A 16,111-nucleotide genomic window follows, 5' to 3' on the forward strand; every position below is an offset into this window, starting at 1 on the left:
CGGCGTGCGAATCCTCGTCGATCTGCTCGGCTTCACCGGCCTGAGGGGAGGGACCGAAACCTACGCGCGCGAACTGCTGCCTCGACTTCCGAGGCTTCTGCCGGGGATCGAGTTCGCCGCGCTCACCGGTCGCGCGGGAACCGAACACGTGCGCGAATTCTTCCCTGGACGTGTTCATACGCTCGGGTGGGTCGGCGCTGGCCCGGCGAGCTGGGCAGCAGGCGCGATCGTCGCTACCGATACCTTTGCAAGGCGCAACGGCGCTGACCTGGTCTGGGCGCCGGCGAACTTCGGGCCGATCGTCCACGGTGTCCCGCGGGTTGTCACCGTGCACGATGCGATCTATGACGAAGTGCCCGGCAGTCGCCGGGAACGCGCGCAGCGCGCGGCGACGTCATGGCTGATGACCCGCTCAGCGCGCACCGCTGACCTCGTTCTCACGGTCTCTCATGCGGCTGCGGCCAGCATCCACAACCTATTGGGCGTCCCCGACGATCGCATTCGCATCGCCCATAACGGCAGCGAGGCACCCCGCCCCGTCGCTGACCCCTGGGCAGCGATCGCCGATCTGCGTATTCCTCGGGACCGGTCGGTCCTCTTGAGCACAGGCAGTCGCCTTCCACATAAGAATTTGGAAGGTCTCCTGGACGCCCTGAGTCGTATCCACCCCAAGGATCGGCCAGTTTCAGTCATCGCAGGAAGCAAGCTCCCTGACCCCTTGGCTCCGGAGGTGACTCGGCGAGGACTTGACGATGACGTGATCCTTCCCGGCTGGGTGACACGCGACCAGCTCGAAGCCCTTTACCAGGTGGCGGCCGTGTACGTCTGCCCGTCGAGAGCAGAAGGATTCGGGTTACCTGTGCTGGACGCGTTGCGTCGAGGCGTCCCCGTCATCGCGAGCGACATTCCCGTGCTTCGAGAGGTAGGCGGCGGCGTCGCGAGCTACGTACCAGTCGGCGAGCCCCGCTCGCTTGCCGATGCGATCCAGCGCACTCTCGGCACTCCATGGGATACGGACAATCGCGAGGCAGCGCTCACGTGGGCCGCAAGATTCACCTGGGAGAGCGCCGCTCAGGCCACTGCGCAGGCCTTGGCTGATGCACTCGACCGGTCCCGGCGCGGATCGAGACGATGAGCAGCCTCAGCATGCGCAGGCGCCTCTTCGGATTTATGCTCCCGCCGGCGCTGTCAGCGATATCACCGCTGGTGGTGCTGCCTCTCGTCTCGAGAACGGCTGGCCCTGGCGGATGGGCCAGCGCCATCGCCGGCGAGGCTGTCGGGACATTCATCGCCATCGTCGTCGGCTACGGATGGGCAGCGATCGGACCGGCACTCGTATCGGTTGCGCTCGACGACGCTCATCGGGCTCGTTTGTACCGCGAATCGATCGCCGTCCGCCTCCTCATCGCAACGGTAGCGATTCCCGCGCTCGCGATCATCTGCTGGTTTATCGCTTCACCTGGCGCGGAATGGCTCACCGTCCTGATGGGCACCCAAGGCGCTGTGATCGCGTTGTCGTTCACCTGGTACTGCGCGGGCGTCGGTGACCCACGCACCATCATCTTCTACGACGCACTCCCGCGCCTCATCGTGACCATCGCCGCTTCCGTAGTCATCGCCGCGACGGGATTCGTCGAGGTCTACCCCATCGCCGGGATCCTCGTAACCCTTGTGGGAACGGCGGTGTTCACGTGGCGACTACTGCGAAAGGAGCCGGGATCCTGGCCCTCGCTCCGCGAGATTCCGAGTCTCTTGCGGAGCGGCTTCCCGGTGGCCCTGAACGACGCGACGCAGAGCGCGTACTCGAGCGTTCCCGCCCCCCTCGTGAATGTCACTGCTGCACCCGAGGCGGCCGCGGGGTTCGCGTCCGCCGACAAGATGTTCAAGCTCGGCAGCATCCTCCCCTTCACCCTCGCCAGTGCGCTCCAGAGTTGGGTGGGTGAAGTCAGTGGGCGCGAGCGCGCTCGTCGCGTCCGCATTGCCCTCGCCGCACACGGAGGGTTCGGACTCGTGGGTGGCGTCGCGCTCGCTGTTCTCGGACACTGGGCCAGCCTCATCCTCTTCGGGGAGGCGGCAGCAGCCGGCTACGCGATCCTCGCGACCATGGGGCTGGTGTTCGCCTTCCTCTCGCTGCGCACGTCGATGATGCGCCACGTACTTTTTCCCGCGGGCCAAACGCGGGTGGTCGTTCGCGCCTCACTCATCGCGAGCGCAGTCGGCATACCTGTGATGATCGCACTGGCCATCACGATCGGCCCCATCGGCGCGGCGATCGGCTACGCCGTCACCGAAGGATTGTCCACCCTGCTGCTCTGGGCTCCGTGCGCAGCGGCCGTCAGGGCATGGCATGAGACCCCGCCTGTAGGAAAGTGAGATCGCACAGATGACGAAGCCAAGCGATGGCTCTTCGCCCGCACCCCGCCCCGCTATCGGTGCGGTCGTTCTCACATGGCGCGACCGCGCGCAGACGCGTGAATGTGTTGACCGGCTGCTCCGCAGCCCTCACGTCGCCCGAATCGTGGTCGTCGACAACGAAGCGGACGGGCGCATCGCTTCCTTTTTCAGCGCCGATCCGCGGCTGTCCTTCCATGAGCTGGCGTCGAACACGGGATTCGCGGTGGGCGTGAACACCGGTATGCGAGATCTCCTCGAAGACTCTGCGATCGAGAGACTGCTGGTGATCAACAATGACGCAACCCTCGACCCCGATGACCTCGCGAAGTTGAGCGATGCACTCGATCGAGACTCATCGCTCGGAATCGTCGGGCCGCGTATCGTCACTCCCGAAGGCAGATTCTTCTCGGCAGGCGGAGTGCTCAACCGTTGGACCTGGAGTATCCGACAGCCGCGGTCGGGAGAGCGGCCGGATTTCCTGACATGGGCGTGCGTGCTCCTCAGAAGAGAGACGATCTCGAGAGCCGGAATGCTCGACGAGCGCTTTTTCATGTATTGGGAGGACGTTGAGTACGGGTTTCGACTGGCCGACGCCGAGGTCGGGTTCGCCGAAGTTGCGGAGGCACGCTTGGTTCACGCCGTGTCGTCGTCTCACGCGCGTGCAGGCTCGCGGGTTCTGGCCTACGCGAGCCAGGCGTTCCGGCACTTTCTCACCCTCCGTGGTGGTCGGACCACGGCGTTCGGCCTTGCTCGCCTCGCCACCAAGGCCGCCGTCACAGCACTATCGGGTGACGTGCGAGGCGCGAGGTACGTGCTCGCGGGATGGCGCTTGGGTAGACACGCACCGGACCCGGCGTACCTTGCGTTCGAGCAACTCCCGTGACGGACACACAGCACGGACCCCCAGGCAGAATGGAGATCGTGAATCTTGGGCTCATCGTCACCACGCTCGGGCGTATCGACGCCCTCCGCGCCCTGCTCGCTTCTCTCGATGGGCAGTTGACACCGAACGACCAGGTCGTTTTCGTCGCGCAGGGTAACCACGAAGCAGTGGCGATACTGGCAGACGAATACGCCAGGCGCGGCCTACCTGTCACTGTTACGACGTCCGAACGCGGGGCGTCGCGCGGACGTAACGCCGGCGTCGCGGCGCTTCCGCCGGGCGAGTTCGTGGTGACATTTCCCAACGACAACACGAGCTATCCACGCGGGACGATTACGTCGCTCCGCGGAGTGGTCTCCGCCCCGGGCTTCCTGGTGGGCGGGTTCACGTCATGGGACGAGCGAGGGCCCAAGACGACTCTTCCCGACCCGGGCACCCGACTCGACATCTTCAACGTGTGGAGCGTCATCGAGATGGGCATCCTCATGAAGAGGTCACTCTTCGATGAGGTCGGCGGCTTCGACGAGAGCATCGGACCGGGCGCCGACACCCCGTGGCAGGTCGCGGAAGGTACCGACCTGCTGCTGCGGGTGATGCAGACCCGCCCTGCCGTCGTCGACTCCTTCGTTTGGGTCGACCGCGCCGTCCACGTGGACGGCATCTCGACAGCCTTCGGCCTCACCGACACCGAACGTCGCCGAAAGCTGCGGGCATACGGCAGAGGAACAGGTCGGGCGGTGAGCGTGCATGGGTACCCGCTCTGGTGGCGCGCCGCCTTCGTCGGAGCCGGACTGCTCTACGGCATCCGCAATCCGAGGCCGGTGCGAGTCAGCGACGGGTGGCCCATGTTCGCCGGACGCCTCGAAGGCGCGCTGGGCCGCACGTTTGGGCAGCGGAGGATGGTCTCGACCACCCGCTGACGCGCAGGGCACCGATGCTAGGCTGTGGCGGTGTCATCGAGAGTTCTGATCACCGGTGGCGCAGGCTTCATCGGATCCCATCTCAGCGAGCGTCTGCTCGACGAGGGACACGAGGTCATCTGCGTCGACAACTTCTTCACGGGCAGTCGCCGCAACGTCGAACACCTCTTCCCCAATCCTCGGTTCGAGGTCATTCGTCATGACGTGACCTTCCCGCTGTACCTCGAAGTCGACCAGATCTACAACCTGGCTTGCCCCGCCTCGCCCGTGCACTATCAGCACGATCCCGTGCAGACGACCAAGACCAGCGTGATGGGCGCCATCAACATGCTGGGGCTGGCCAAGCGGCTACGCGTACCGATCCTCCAGGCCTCGACCTCGGAGGTCTACGGGGACCCGGCCGTGCATCCGCAGGTCGAGGAGTACTGGGGCAACGTCAATCCCATTGGCCCGCGTTCCTGCTACGACGAGGGTAAGCGAGCGGCCGAGACGCTGTTCTTCGACTACCGCCGTCAGCACGACCTCGACATCAAGGTCATTCGCATCTTCAACACCTACGGGCCTCGCATGCACCCCAACGACGGCCGTGTGGTCTCGAACTTCATCGTGCAGGCGTTGCGTGGCGAGCCCATCACGATTTACGGCGACGGCTCGCAGACGCGGTCGTTCTGCTTCGTGGACGACCTCGTCGACGGCATGGTGCGCCTCATGAACACGGGACACGACGTGACGGGCCCGATCAACGTCGGCAACCCGGGCGAGTTCACCATGCTCGAGCTCGCGCAGACCGTACTCGAGATCACCGGCAGTTCTTCCGGCATCGAACACCGCCCGCTGCCCCAGGACGACCCGAAGCAGCGGCAGCCCGACATCACCCTTGCTCGCCGCGAGCTCGGCTGGGAACCCACCGTGGAATTGCGTCGCGGCCTCACCCAGACAGTCGACTACTTTCGCGGTGTCGTCGCCTGACGCGTTGTTTCACGCCCGCGTCTAGCTACGTGTGAGCTCACCGAGGGTCCCGGGTACGCACCAACCTCCATGAGATCAGCAGACCCGTAAGCATCTTGAGACCTACGCGAGTGGCTCTCGAATTCGACACATTGCCGCCCTTCGATTCACCCTCTCGCGCGTGAAAAGTGATGGGCGCCTCTACCAGCTTGAAGCCATTCTTGAGTGTGACATCGAGAAAGTGAGCGTTGAACTCAAGATTGACGCTCGGGTCGTAGTCTGCGAGATGGTCTCTAAGGAAGGCGGAGCGGCAGAGCTTGTAGGTCGTGCCGAGGTCAGTGACTGTGCCTCTGCCAAGGTGCTTGAACTCAAGAAACTTTCCACCGATGAAGTTGCCCCAGAACATGAATGTGGTGAGTTGCGTGACCTTCTCGCGCAGTTGTTCCACGATACGCGTACCGTTTACGACATCACCGTGCGGAATATATGCAAGGAGCTTCTCCAGATCGGAGGCTCGAAAGGTCATGTCGCCTTCGCACAGTGCGACGAGCTCCGTGTCGGTGTAGCTCGCCCCTTCGCTCAGCGCTCGGTATACGCAACGACCATATCCTGGCTTTTCCTCAACGACGACGGTCGCACCCGCATTCGCTGCAGCACGGGCCGTGCCGTCGGCGCTGTTGTTGTCGACGACCACCACCCGCTTCGTGAGAGGGTTCGCGAGGAAGTCCGAAACGGCGTTAGCGATACTCGCCTCATCGTTGTATGCCGTGAGCACTACCGTGACCGCAGAGCGATCTACAGTGTCGCGCGATAGCTCATGCCCCTGGCGGCGCCGACGATAGAAGAGAAGAAAATCCGCGAGGATGAGAACGGTACCGAGAGTGAGGGGCGCGCCGGACATCCACACAACGTCACGGAAGAAACCGTCGGCAACCGGAAAAGCGAGCCTGATTGGCACGTTGATCAACGAAGCTACCGTGAAGACGAACAGTCCCACAGCCGCAAGTACCGCACCCCAGAGGGCAAGAGGAGCTACACGCGTTCCCGCCGAAACGACTCGCGAGTTGGGCGCGATAGACACGGACTAGCCTCTGTCCCTAGAGACGGCGCCTCCCGGGTGGAACGCCGCTCTGCACGGAGTGCCCTGGCCTCGCCGAACCATCCGATGCCAGCTCGAACCACGGTGAGCAAGAGTATTAGGCGTCGCGCGAATCACGGACCAAGTCTAGGTGCGACATCTCGGTCCCCGAACCATTCGCTCCAGAAGACCGAGACGTCCGAGCGGCGAAGGAGAGGAACGAGAACAAGCCTCGATGTCCGGCGACCCGAGCAGCATAAAACACGCAGCCGCCGACGACGTCCGCTGGGGCCACGTCGGGGACAATAGGACGATGGCGCGCGTAGTGAGATCCAGCCCGACGCTTCTCCGATGGAGGATAAGCCGCGCATGGGCTCTTATTGCCGCGCCGCTGCTGGTTGGGGCGGCACTCGTCACGGGTGCCAGTGCGTCTAGTGGCGCAGAGGCGAACGGCAGCGTCCGCATGTCAAGCGATATTGGTCCGACGTCAGCGATTGCGAAGACGGCCGATCTCAGCCAGTTCAAACCGGGAAACATCATCAGCGACGCGGTCTTCTTCAACGCGGGCACGATGTCCGAGGCGCAGATTCAGTCGTTCCTCGAGAGCAAGGTGGCTACATGTAGATCGGGCTACACGTGCTTGAAGGACTACTATGTGCAAACCCGTTCGATCGCTTCAGATGCAATGTGCGGCGCCTACGCCGGAGGTGAAGTCGAACGCGCTTCTCGGGTGATCTATAAGGTCGCGCAAGCCTGCGGGATCAATCCGCAGGTGATCCTGGTGATGCTCCAGAAGGAGCAGGGACTGGTTACTTCGACTGCGCCAAGTTCGTGGGCTTACCAGGCCGCTATGGGCCAAGGATGCCCAGATACCGCGGCATGCGACGTCCGCTACTACGGCCTCTTCAACCAAGTGCACGGTGGCGCGTGGCAGCTCAAGCGCTACGCCAACCCGCCGGGTACAAGTAACTTCTTCACGTGGTATTCGCCTGGACGCACCTGGAACGTGCTCTACCACCCGAATGCCTCATGTGGCCGAGGCCCAGTCTTCATCGAGAACCAGGCGACGGCCAATCTTTACTACTACACGCCTTACCAGCCGAATCAAGCTGCTCTCTCGGCCGGGTACGGCCTCGGTGACGCCTGCTCGAGCTATGGCAATCGGAACTTCTTCAACTACTTCACGGACTGGTTCGGCTCGACTCAAGGTTTTGGTGTACCAGCAGAGTTTGCGGACGTATATGCCGCCAACCGAGCCTGGCTGGGTCACCCGCGTTCCGCAGTCAGCTGCTCCTCGGAAGGCTGTGTGCAGTCCTTCGAGGGAGGGATGATCGCACGGGGACCGTCAGGCGTCTTTGCTGTGACAAATGCGTATACGACCACATGGGGAAACTATGGGCGAGAGTTCGGCCCCCTGGGGTTCCCGGCATCTGCCCGGTCGTGCGCGGACATGCAGGACGCGTGTCGCCAGGAGTTCGCAGGGGGCTGGCTCGTCTCTAACGATCGGATCGGTGTGCGCCTGGTCGCCACGGATGTCCGAACAGTCTGGGGCTACTGGGGCAGGGAGTACGGTCCGCTCGGCCTGCCTCTCACCGATGCGCAGTGCAGCTCCTCCAGGTTCTGCATACAGGTCTTCGAAGGGGGGTGGGTCGTGTCGCACGACGATATCGGGATTCGTGTCGTGCCAAATTCGAGCGTGACGACATGGTCCAACTGGGGACGCGAGCTCAACATTCTCGGAATGCCGACCTCTGACCCCACACCCACGAATTGGGACAACTACACGCAACAATTCCAAGGCGGAGTCATCACCGTCACCAACGGGCAAGGCAGACTCACCTCCTCGACCGATCCCTGGGTCGGTACCGCGTTGGCCAACACCTGGCTCGGCGCTACTCAATCAGCCGGCCCCCTATGCACCCTCAACGGCGGCAACTGCTACCGCCCCTACGACGGCGGATGGATCGTCCAAAGCAACGCAGGCACCTTCGCGCTACCCCGCGAGGTCGTCCGCGTCTGGTCAGACTGGGGACGCGAATACAACATCCTCGGTTACCCCACCAGCGCCCCCTCCGCCAACCCCACCAACGGCAACTACACGCAACAATTCCAAGGCGGAGTCATCACCGTCACCAACGGGCAAGGCAGACTCACCTCCTCGACCGATCCCTGGGTCGGTACCGCGTTGGCCAACACCTGGCTCGGCGCTACTCAATCAGCCGGCCCCCTATGCACCCTCAACGGCGGCAACTGCTACCGCCCCTACGACGGCGGATGGATCGTCCAAAGCAACGCAGGCACCTTCGCGCTACCCCGCGAGGTCGTCCGCGTCTGGTCAGACTGGGGACGCGAATACAACATCCTCGGTTACCCCACCAGCGCCCCCTCCGCCAACCCCACCAACGGCAACTACACGCAACAATTCCAAGGCGGAGTCATCACCGTCACCAACGGGCAAGGCAGCAAAGACTAGGATCGGTCACTCCGTGGGACGACCGTGGCGCAGAATGCACGGGCCGGCTCTCACCACCCCGCACACGTTGCGAAACGAGACGCGTTGACGCTGGCTTAGGCTCCGGCTTTCAGCTTCCAGAGCACGAAATCCATGTCTGGCGAGTCAATGACGGGCTCGTAATACTCGCGGACCACGTCGAAATACTCAGGATAGACGGCCTCGGAGTAGTCGTGCTTCTTGCGAGTCACGACGAAGGGAATCCGTTCGTCTTCAACGAAGCTCCGGAACTCATCCACTGGCGAAGCGAAAAGAAGCGCGTCCTCGTAGAACCGTCGATCGATCTGGAACCCGATGTCCTTGGGGCCGATGATCTGCGTTCCCCCGGGAACCAACTGCTCCGCTTCTCTGACGAAGCGATCCATGCCCCGCTCGCCGTAGTAATAGCGTGTTGCGTAGGGTGACAGAACGTTGACCGCAGCTGCGGTAACCTGCGCCATTACCGGTGTCAGCAAGAGTGCGATGACTGCACCGGACGCCACAATCGAGGCAATAGAAATCTTCGGCCGCTCACGGCTATTGAGCCGCACGAGCAGAAGCGCGGCGACAGTCACAATGGTGACGGCGACGAAACACCACAGCGAGAGGAACGCGAGATCCGCGAGCGTGCGCCCGTGAATCTTCTCGTTCCTCGTCGCGAGGAAGAACATGCCGATGGCGCCGCCGAAGATGACAATGATGTGGAGGCCGCCGATGATGCGACCCGGTGCCGAGCGAAGACCCTCGAATGCGCGACGCGGCACCAAGCTGACGAGCGTTGTCGCCGCCAGCGCGAGTGCAGGGACCGCAATCGGGGTGTACTTCGGGAACTGGAAGGGGCTGGCGGAGATGAAGGCGTAGCCGATCAAGATCACGACGCCCGAGGCCGCACTCAACACGACAAGCCGCGCATCGACTGCGGGAACTCTGAGTACAGGGATAGCGACCGCGGCAACCATCGCCGCGACGAGCAAGGCTGGCCCAATCCAAACGAGCGTCGCACCCGGACCTTCAAAGAGAGTGGCAATTGCGCCGGAGACTCCACCACGCCCTGGCGTTCGCGAACTCAGCGACTCAAAGAGGTAGTCGAACGGCAGACGCGCATCAAAACCGATGAGTGCGCCGGTGATGACGAGCAGCGCGAGGGACAAGAGTGTTCCTGCCGCGAAGCTTCCAACGACTGCGATGGCCTTGATCCAACGCTGGGATGACGAAAGGAGCGCGGCGACACCGATGATGAGAGCGACAAAGCCGCTGATCGTGAACTTCGTCGCGACGGTGAGTGTCGCAAAAGCGACGAGCAGGAGGAGCATCCGCACCGATAGCGCATCCTGCTTGACGGCGGTCGCAAGCCAGAGCCCCAAAACCACGACAAGTACCCCGAACGATCCATCGATGTCGGGAACGAGTGCGCCGCTGATGATCTGGGGGCTAAGAAGAACGAGAGCGGCAAGCGTGACGTAAGCGAGCTGTGGCGCGTTGGGCATGATGCGTCGCAGAACCAGGAAAAGCACATACATCGACGCGATTACACAGACGAGTCCGAATGCGCGCACGGACACAGGAGAGAACCCGAAGACGCCGACAAACCCGGCCAACAGATAGTCGTATAGAGGTGGGTGCCAGAGGCCGAAGTCGGCAGGTCTCAGTTCCCCGTTGTAGTAAAAGGGCGCACCGTTCTTCAGGATGCCATCAGCGACATACGGAAACACCGCCTCATCAATCACGTACAAATCGCCCATTCGAGGAATGGAGAGGGCGAGATACCCGAGCGTTACGATTATCACCCCGAGTAGGCCGCCATGACGGAGAGGACCCAAACGCAGGCGCGGAGCTGCTTTTGCGGGCAGTGCTGTGGGCTGAGGACTATTCATAGAGCGGCAACTTCTGACTTCTCCTGGCCGCACGATTGTGAGGCCGTTCGGGTGGTGGGAATGAGGCGCGGACGATCGGCAGGGGCAGGAATATCGATGATGCTCGGCATCTCATTGTGGACTGGTTGGCTCGGCGGACTGTTTATCGCCTACCTGGGGTTCGAGATCAAGGCCGACCGACTCCACATTGCCAGGCCCTTCATTGCTCCTCTCGCGCAGAAGTATGCGTCGAGACGACCGTTCGATGAGCATCTTCCGGGAGATGAAGTTGTAGACGACGACAACCGCCGTGGCGACGATCTTTCCCCCGAGCTCGGAGAAGTCGAGCAGTTCGACTGCGAAAAGAAGGATCGCCTGGTTCAATCCGAGCGCGATGACGTTGAGGCCAAGAAAGTATGCAAACTCTTTGGGAATATTCCGGCCCGGACGAGCAACAAACACGAACTTTAAGGTGAGGACATAGTTGAGGATCAGTGAGATTGTGAACGAGATACTGCTGGCAACGAGGTACTGGAGCCAGGTCAACAGCAGCACATACAAGCCGTAGTCGACCGCAAAGGACACAACCCCAACCCCGAGGAACCGAATGAACTGTCCCAAGAGGCGGGCTGATCGACGCGAAGATTCCCGTCGCGCGGGCGTAGTCACTGATGCTGCACCGGCAGCTAGCCTATTTATCGGCACAGCGACGACACCGACAGCGATCTGGTGACGGTACGACGGCGGTAAGAGCTCACGGCACGCTCCCGAGCCCCGTGGAATCCGTGTCGACATGTCACCGGTTGATGATACCCGACTCGTTTTGAGGGCACCTGCAGCAGCTGTCGGCGGGCCGCCGATCCATCCGCAGCCGGCTCTTGTTCCCGCACCTAGTCGCAGCGCACGAAAGCGAACGGATCTGCCTTGACGCGCCACCCGAGTTCGTCGCGTGCACGCGAGGGGTCCGCGACACTGAACGACCGGATCGAGGCGTCGCCGTCCATGTAGCGATCCGGACACGCCGCGGCCAACTGGGAGTTGTCCACTCCCCTGCCGCTGCCGATGTTCACCGCACCGATGACGTCATCCCGCTGGGCGGCGAGGAGCAGCGCGCTCGCGACGTCGTCGACATGCACATAATCACGAACGAAGTGCGGCGTCACGGCCAGAACAGGGGGCGGCCCTTCGACCAGCGCGTTGAGGAGAGAATCCCGACAGCCAGGTCCGAAAACGTTGAAGATGCGAGCGCTAGCGGCAGATAGGCCGCGATCGAGCGCGAACTCCTCGAGCTGACGCTCCGCCGTGATCTTCTCTGTTGCGTAAGCCGACACGCCTTCGGTGGGATCCGATTCTCTCCTGGGCGCTCGATGACGATCACCGTAGACAGCAGCAGAGGATGCCAGAACGAAGCGGCTCACACCTGCCTGGACTGCAAGTGAGGCAACCCGAAGCATCTGCTCCACGGCGGTGTCGATCTGCCGGTCGCTTGCCCCTCTCGGTGCCCGCACAAGATAGACGAGCGCCTCGGGACGCACGCTCCGAAGGATCGCCTCCACCTGAGCGGGGATCGACACGTCAACGGCCAATGATCCGCTTCTGCTTGTCGCCACAACGGGGAGATCGTGAACCCCGGAAAGGCGTGACACGGCTCGTCCAATCGGGCCATTAGCACCGACAAGAAGCGTGCTCGGAAATACGGAGGCCCTCAACAGATCGCTCATTGGAGGGCTGAGAACCCGAAGGCTCGCAATCGAGCCCTGAGCTCCTCGTCCGTGATCTTGTGCTGGAGCGTGTCAGCGAGTGTCTCGTCGACCCAGGCGAGCGTTTCCCCCCGACCGTGATCGTCGTGCTCCGTCAAGACAAAGATCTTGGGATGAGTTGTCGCATCCACGGAACTTGCCTGATACGAGAGCTCCTCGAACATCTTCTCGCCGGGGCGCAAACCGACGATGTCGATCGAAAGTTGCGGATTGACGGCGTTGATCAAGCTCTGCGCGAGGTCGAAGACACGGATCGGGTCCCCCATATCGAGGACGAAAAGCTCGCCGTTCTGCCCGGTCGTAGCTGTCTGGATGACGAGTTGCGCGGCTTCGTCGATTGTCATGAAGTAGCGAGTGATATCTGGATGAGTGACCGTCAGGTTTCTTCCAGACTGGAGTTGCTGCCGGAAGGTCTGCATAACACTTCCCTCGCTCTCGAGGACGTTGCCGAAACGAACGCCGGAGAATCGCGTGGATGTGCTCTGGCGACCGAGATCAGCGACGATGAGTTCTCCGATACGCTTCGTTGCTCCCATGACGTTCGTCGGGTGCACCGCCTTGTCGGTCGAGACATAGACAACCCGTTTCACGCCGTGCGCCTCGGCTTGCCGCATGACGTTGAGAGTGCCCCAGACATTGTTGTTGAAAGCCTCGACCGCGTTGGCCTGCATGAGAGGAACGTGCTTGTAAGCAGCCACGTGGAACACAAAATCTGGCGCGTGCGCGGCCATGAGCTGAGCGACTCGCGACTCGGACTGCACGTCCGCGATCTCGACGCGGACACGGGGGTCGCTGCCCAACTGCTGGCCGAGCCGGAAGATGGCCGGCTCCGACCTGTCCACACACACCACGAGGGCGGGATCGAGGGCAGCCAGTTGCGAGACAATCCGCGACCCGATAGACCCGCCTGCGCCGGTGACCAAGACGCGCTGCCCCTCAATGAGCGCGCGAGCATGCACCATGTCGTGCTTCACCGGCGCGCGACCAACGAAATCCAGCACATCGACGTCGGTGAGATCCGATACCGAGACCCGCTCTCGCGACATGATCCGATAGGTGCGGGGGATGATGGCGAGTTCGACGCCCGCTCGCGTGACACGTGACGTGAAATCGCGCACCACGTCCCCGGAGGCCGAGGGGATAGCGAAGTAGACAGCATCGACGTCGTAGTCGATCACGACTGCCTCGACATCAGAGAGCGTCCCGAGAATCTCGACTCCCGTGAGCCGGTCATCGAGGTAGCCGACGACCGAATCGCCTGCGCTGGATACGTCCTCCGCGAGGCTCCTGCCCGCCGTTCCGTATCCCGCGATCAGTATCCGTCGACCCGACATCCGGTCCCCTCAGCTCAGTGTATGAACTCGAGAATCCTATCGACCTCGTGTCCCTCGCCTGGGAGCCCGCTGGGGAGTCGCCGACGTTCCCTCATGCGGCGCTATGAGAGGATGATCCGGCCGGCCGGTACCAGGGGGAAGCCGGGAGCGTACGCGCGAGTCTGCGCTGTGCGCGGGTGAAGAGGAAGGGTGTCGAGCAATGACCGTCACGCTGACGGCCATCGTGACTGCACACAGCGAAGGGCGACTACTCCGCCCAACGATTCGGTCAGTACGCGCGGGCTTGGAGAAGGTCGTATCCGACGGCTATTCGGCGGAGCTTCTCATCGTCGCGGACAACGCAAGCCCGCATACCCAGATGCAGATCAGTCGCGAGCTGAAGAGGGGAAGCGCAACGGTTCCGAGCCGTGCGATTAACGTCGCCGTCGGCGACGCTGGCGCGGCGCGCAACGCGGCGGCGCAGGCAGCGCAGGGCAAGTACGTGGCGCTGGTGGACGGCGACGACATCGTGTCCTCCGACTATCTCGTGAAGGCCCTTGAGCTACTGGAGGCGACCGATGAACGCATGATCGTTCATCCCGAGTACGTGATCAGCTTCGGCGCCCGCTCCCTCCTTTGGCACATTAGATCCGCCGTGACCGACGACGTCAGCTACCTCGATCTCATACGCCACAATCCCTGGCCCGCATGCAGCGTCCTGGAGCGGCAGGTGCTACTGGACACGCCATACCGACCCATGGTGGAAGGGACGGGCTACGGCCCCGAGGACTGGCTGTGGAACATCGAGACAACCGCGGCGGGCGTGCGGCATCATGTCGCAACCGATACCTACTTCTTCTATCGGGTACGAGAGTCCGGCGGTGTCAACAACCGGCATTCCGCGTCAATCTTGCCGTCGTTTTCGATGAGCGAGATCGAGGACGCACTGCCCAACGAGGACAACGAGGAGCAGGCGACGAAAAACGTGCCACCCCTGTCGCATCGGGTATACCGAACAGCGCTGCCGACGGCACGGTTCGCCACGAGCTGGCTGAGCTGGGAGGCCAAGCACGCCATCTACCGGTCGGCTAGATGGGCGCTGAGAGCCGCAACCCGCCGGGGGAAAGTATCGCGGGCCGAGCTCCCTCTGCGTTCAGAGTATCCCCCGCTCGCCGCCGCGCTTCGAGAGGCGACGAGCTACGAGCCGGCCATTTCGTGGACCGCTTCGGCCATCGACGGGTTGGTTGCATGGGAAGCGTGCGATGACGGCTACGGACGAGTGCTGAAGAAGGCGCTCGACCAGATCGGTGAACGTGGGGACGCCCTGGTGATGGTGCCCTGGCTTGGCGTCGGCGGCGCTGATCTCGTGTCCCTGAACTACGCGCGAGCACTGAACGAGACCTCCGAGTTCCACGGACGCACGACGATTCTGGGAACCTTCGATGTGTCGCGCACTGATGACGACCTCATCCCTGACGAGCTCAATTACGTGCACCTGGACTCACTCTGGTTGGAACTCCCGCTACGGATTCGCCAGCGCCTGATCGCACAGCTTGTCGTGCTGTTGCGTCCCCGACTCATCGTCTCGGTCAACTGCTTTCATCTTCTCGAGGCGCTGAGCGCATACGCCGCACCGATCACGGACGGGACAGACGTGCACACGACGCTGTTCTCTTTCGACAAGATCGGGGACGGTTACCCGACAAATCCGATAACCGATGACGCGCAGCGGGCCTTCCTCGACCACATCGCAGGCGTGCTTACTGACAACAGCAACAGTGCGGCACTCATCGACGATGTCCTTGCCCTGCCGACGCCGAACGTCGCCGTTCATGTGCACCGTCAACCCGCGGAAGTATCTCCTCAAGGGTCACTCATCTCTCACCCGGCGACCCCATCCGCGACGGTCCGGCTCCTCTGGCCTCACCGGCTCGATATCGAGAAGAGGCCCGACGTCCTTCCGGCGATCGCTCACGGGCTGGCCCAGGCAGGCGTGGACGCAGTCATCGACGTCTGGGGCAAGCGAGTGCTGTCCGAAAACAGCGACACGTTGATGGCCGATCTTGCACGAGCCGGAGTGCGTTACCGGGGACCGTACACGGGCGGTCTCTCCGCGATCAACCTGTCTGACTACGACGCGCTGCTCCTGACTTCGGAAAACGAAGGCCTTCCTCTCGTGCTGGTCCAATCCATGCTCTTGGGGCTTCCTGTGATCGCGTCCGGGGTAGGGGGCGTGCCAGACATCGTGCATGACGGTGTGACGGGCCTGCTCACATCTGGTCCCGAGGACGTTGAGGGATACGTTCGGGCAGTGGCCCGGCTGGTCAGCGAGGAAGGACTTCGAGAAGGCCTGATCAGCCGAGGCCGGGTTTTTGCGGAACAACATCACTCCTGGGCCGCCTTCGTCTCGGCCGTCGAGAGGGATCTCGTGCACCCACGTGCGCGGCGCGAACGAGAACCCGTGGCCTAGG

The 16,111-nt window shown here is 62.7% G+C and carries 12 protein-coding genes; 7 read left to right on the forward strand and 5 right to left on the reverse strand.

The genetic code is table 11. From position 1 onward, the window contains the following. Nucleotides 1–4 precede the first annotated feature (4 nt). The 5 genes from ACQVDU_RS11555 to ACQVDU_RS11575 are packed head-to-tail and all read left to right on the forward strand — an operon-like array spanning nt 5 to nt 5,166. Entirely contained in the window at nt 5–1,135 is a 1,131-nt protein-coding gene (locus ACQVDU_RS11555) for a glycosyltransferase family 4 protein (protein ID WP_292733016.1), read from the forward strand. Next, nucleotides 1,132–2,373 (forward strand): lipopolysaccharide biosynthesis protein, encoded by a 1,242-nt coding sequence (locus ACQVDU_RS11560; protein WP_292800321.1) that lies wholly within the window; start codon nt 1,132–1,134, stop codon nt 2,371–2,373. The genes ACQVDU_RS11555 and ACQVDU_RS11560 overlap by 4 nt, the downstream gene beginning before the upstream one ends. A 10-nt stretch (nt 2,374–2,383) precedes the next feature. Next, nucleotides 2,384–3,277 carry a glycosyltransferase gene (locus ACQVDU_RS11565; RefSeq protein ID WP_292733012.1) on the forward strand — a complete coding sequence of 298 codons (894 nt, stop codon included), beginning with the start codon at nt 2,384–2,386 and terminating at the stop codon, nt 3,275–3,277. Nucleotides 3,278–3,315: 38 nt separating this feature from the next. Beyond that, complete coding sequence (locus tag ACQVDU_RS11570; RefSeq protein WP_292733010.1) at nt 3,316–4,197, forward strand: glycosyltransferase family 2 protein; 882 nt, start codon at nt 3,316–3,318, stop codon at nt 4,195–4,197. 30 nt (nt 4,198–4,227) lie between these two features. Next, on the forward strand, nt 4,228–5,166 hold the full coding sequence (locus ACQVDU_RS11575; RefSeq protein ID WP_292733008.1) for a UDP-glucuronic acid decarboxylase family protein: 939 nt from the start codon (nt 4,228–4,230) through the stop codon (nt 5,164–5,166). 37 nt (nt 5,167–5,203) lie between these two features. Here the strand turns inward: ACQVDU_RS11575 and ACQVDU_RS11580 are convergent, their stop codons facing one another. After that, on the reverse strand, nt 5,204–6,142 hold the full coding sequence (locus ACQVDU_RS11580) for a glycosyltransferase (RefSeq protein ID WP_292733006.1): 939 nt from the start codon (nt 6,140–6,142) through the stop codon (nt 5,204–5,206). Nucleotides 6,143–6,686: 544 nt separating this feature from the next. Here ACQVDU_RS11580 and ACQVDU_RS11585 point away from each other — a divergent pair. Further along, nucleotides 6,687–8,696: an LGFP repeat-containing protein gene (locus tag ACQVDU_RS11585; RefSeq protein ID WP_443477193.1), complete on the forward strand. Its 2,010-nt coding sequence runs from the start codon at nt 6,687–6,689 to the stop codon at nt 8,694–8,696. Between the two features lie 95 nt (nt 8,697–8,791). On the opposite strand, the gene ACQVDU_RS11590 is transcribed toward ACQVDU_RS11585, so the two are convergent. The 4 genes from ACQVDU_RS11590 to ACQVDU_RS11605 form a co-directional block, all read right to left on the reverse strand. Further along, nucleotides 8,792–10,456: an ArnT family glycosyltransferase gene (locus tag ACQVDU_RS11590; RefSeq protein WP_292733004.1), complete on the reverse strand. Its 1,665-nt coding sequence runs from the start codon at nt 10,454–10,456 to the stop codon at nt 8,792–8,794. 243 nt (nt 10,457–10,699) lie between these two features. Next, nucleotides 10,700–11,362, reverse strand: a complete 663-nt coding sequence (locus tag ACQVDU_RS11595; protein ID WP_292733002.1) for a GtrA family protein — start codon at nt 11,360–11,362, stop codon at nt 10,700–10,702. A gap of 95 nt (nt 11,363–11,457) precedes the next feature. Further along, nucleotides 11,458–12,288 carry an NAD-dependent epimerase/dehydratase family protein gene (locus ACQVDU_RS11600; RefSeq protein ID WP_292733001.1) on the reverse strand — a complete coding sequence of 277 codons (831 nt, stop codon included), beginning with the start codon at nt 12,286–12,288 and terminating at the stop codon, nt 11,458–11,460. Continuing rightward, entirely contained in the window at nt 12,285–13,661 is a 1,377-nt protein-coding gene (locus ACQVDU_RS11605; protein WP_292732999.1) for a polysaccharide biosynthesis protein, read from the reverse strand. The genes ACQVDU_RS11600 and ACQVDU_RS11605 overlap by 4 nt, the downstream gene beginning before the upstream one ends. A gap of 199 nt (nt 13,662–13,860) precedes the next feature. Between ACQVDU_RS11605 and ACQVDU_RS11610 the strand changes: the two genes are divergently transcribed. Then, nucleotides 13,861–16,110, forward strand: a complete 2,250-nt coding sequence (locus ACQVDU_RS11610; protein ID WP_292732997.1) for a glycosyltransferase — start codon at nt 13,861–13,863, stop codon at nt 16,108–16,110. Nucleotide 16,111: the final 1 nt, after the last annotated feature.

It is taken from the genome of Microbacterium sp. F2, assembly GCF_052274505.1.
Classification (GTDB): domain Bacteria; phylum Actinomycetota; class Actinomycetes; order Actinomycetales; family Microbacteriaceae; genus Microbacterium.

Coding starts and splice junctions, on each gene's coding strand:
- ACQVDU_RS11565 (WP_292733012.1), top strand. CDS start 2,384: ATGACGAAGCCAAGCGATGGCTCTTCGCCCGCACCCCGCCCCGCTATC.
- ACQVDU_RS11605 (WP_292732999.1), bottom strand. CDS start 13,661: ATGTCGGGTCGACGGATACTGATCGCGGGATACGGAACGGCGGGCAGG.
- ACQVDU_RS11600 (WP_292733001.1), bottom strand. CDS start 12,288: ATGAGCGATCTGTTGAGGGCCTCCGTATTTCCGAGCACGCTTCTTGTC.
- ACQVDU_RS11610 (WP_292732997.1), top strand. CDS start 13,861: ATGACCGTCACGCTGACGGCCATCGTGACTGCACACAGCGAAGGGCGA.
- ACQVDU_RS11560 (WP_292800321.1), top strand. CDS start 1,132: ATGAGCAGCCTCAGCATGCGCAGGCGCCTCTTCGGATTTATGCTCCCG.
- ACQVDU_RS11595 (WP_292733002.1), bottom strand. CDS start 11,362: ATGTCGACACGGATTCCACGGGGCTCGGGAGCGTGCCGTGAGCTCTTA.
- ACQVDU_RS11585 (WP_443477193.1), top strand. CDS start 6,687: ATGTCAAGCGATATTGGTCCGACGTCAGCGATTGCGAAGACGGCCGAT.
- ACQVDU_RS11590 (WP_292733004.1), bottom strand. CDS start 10,456: ATGGGCGATTTGTACGTGATTGATGAGGCGGTGTTTCCGTATGTCGCT.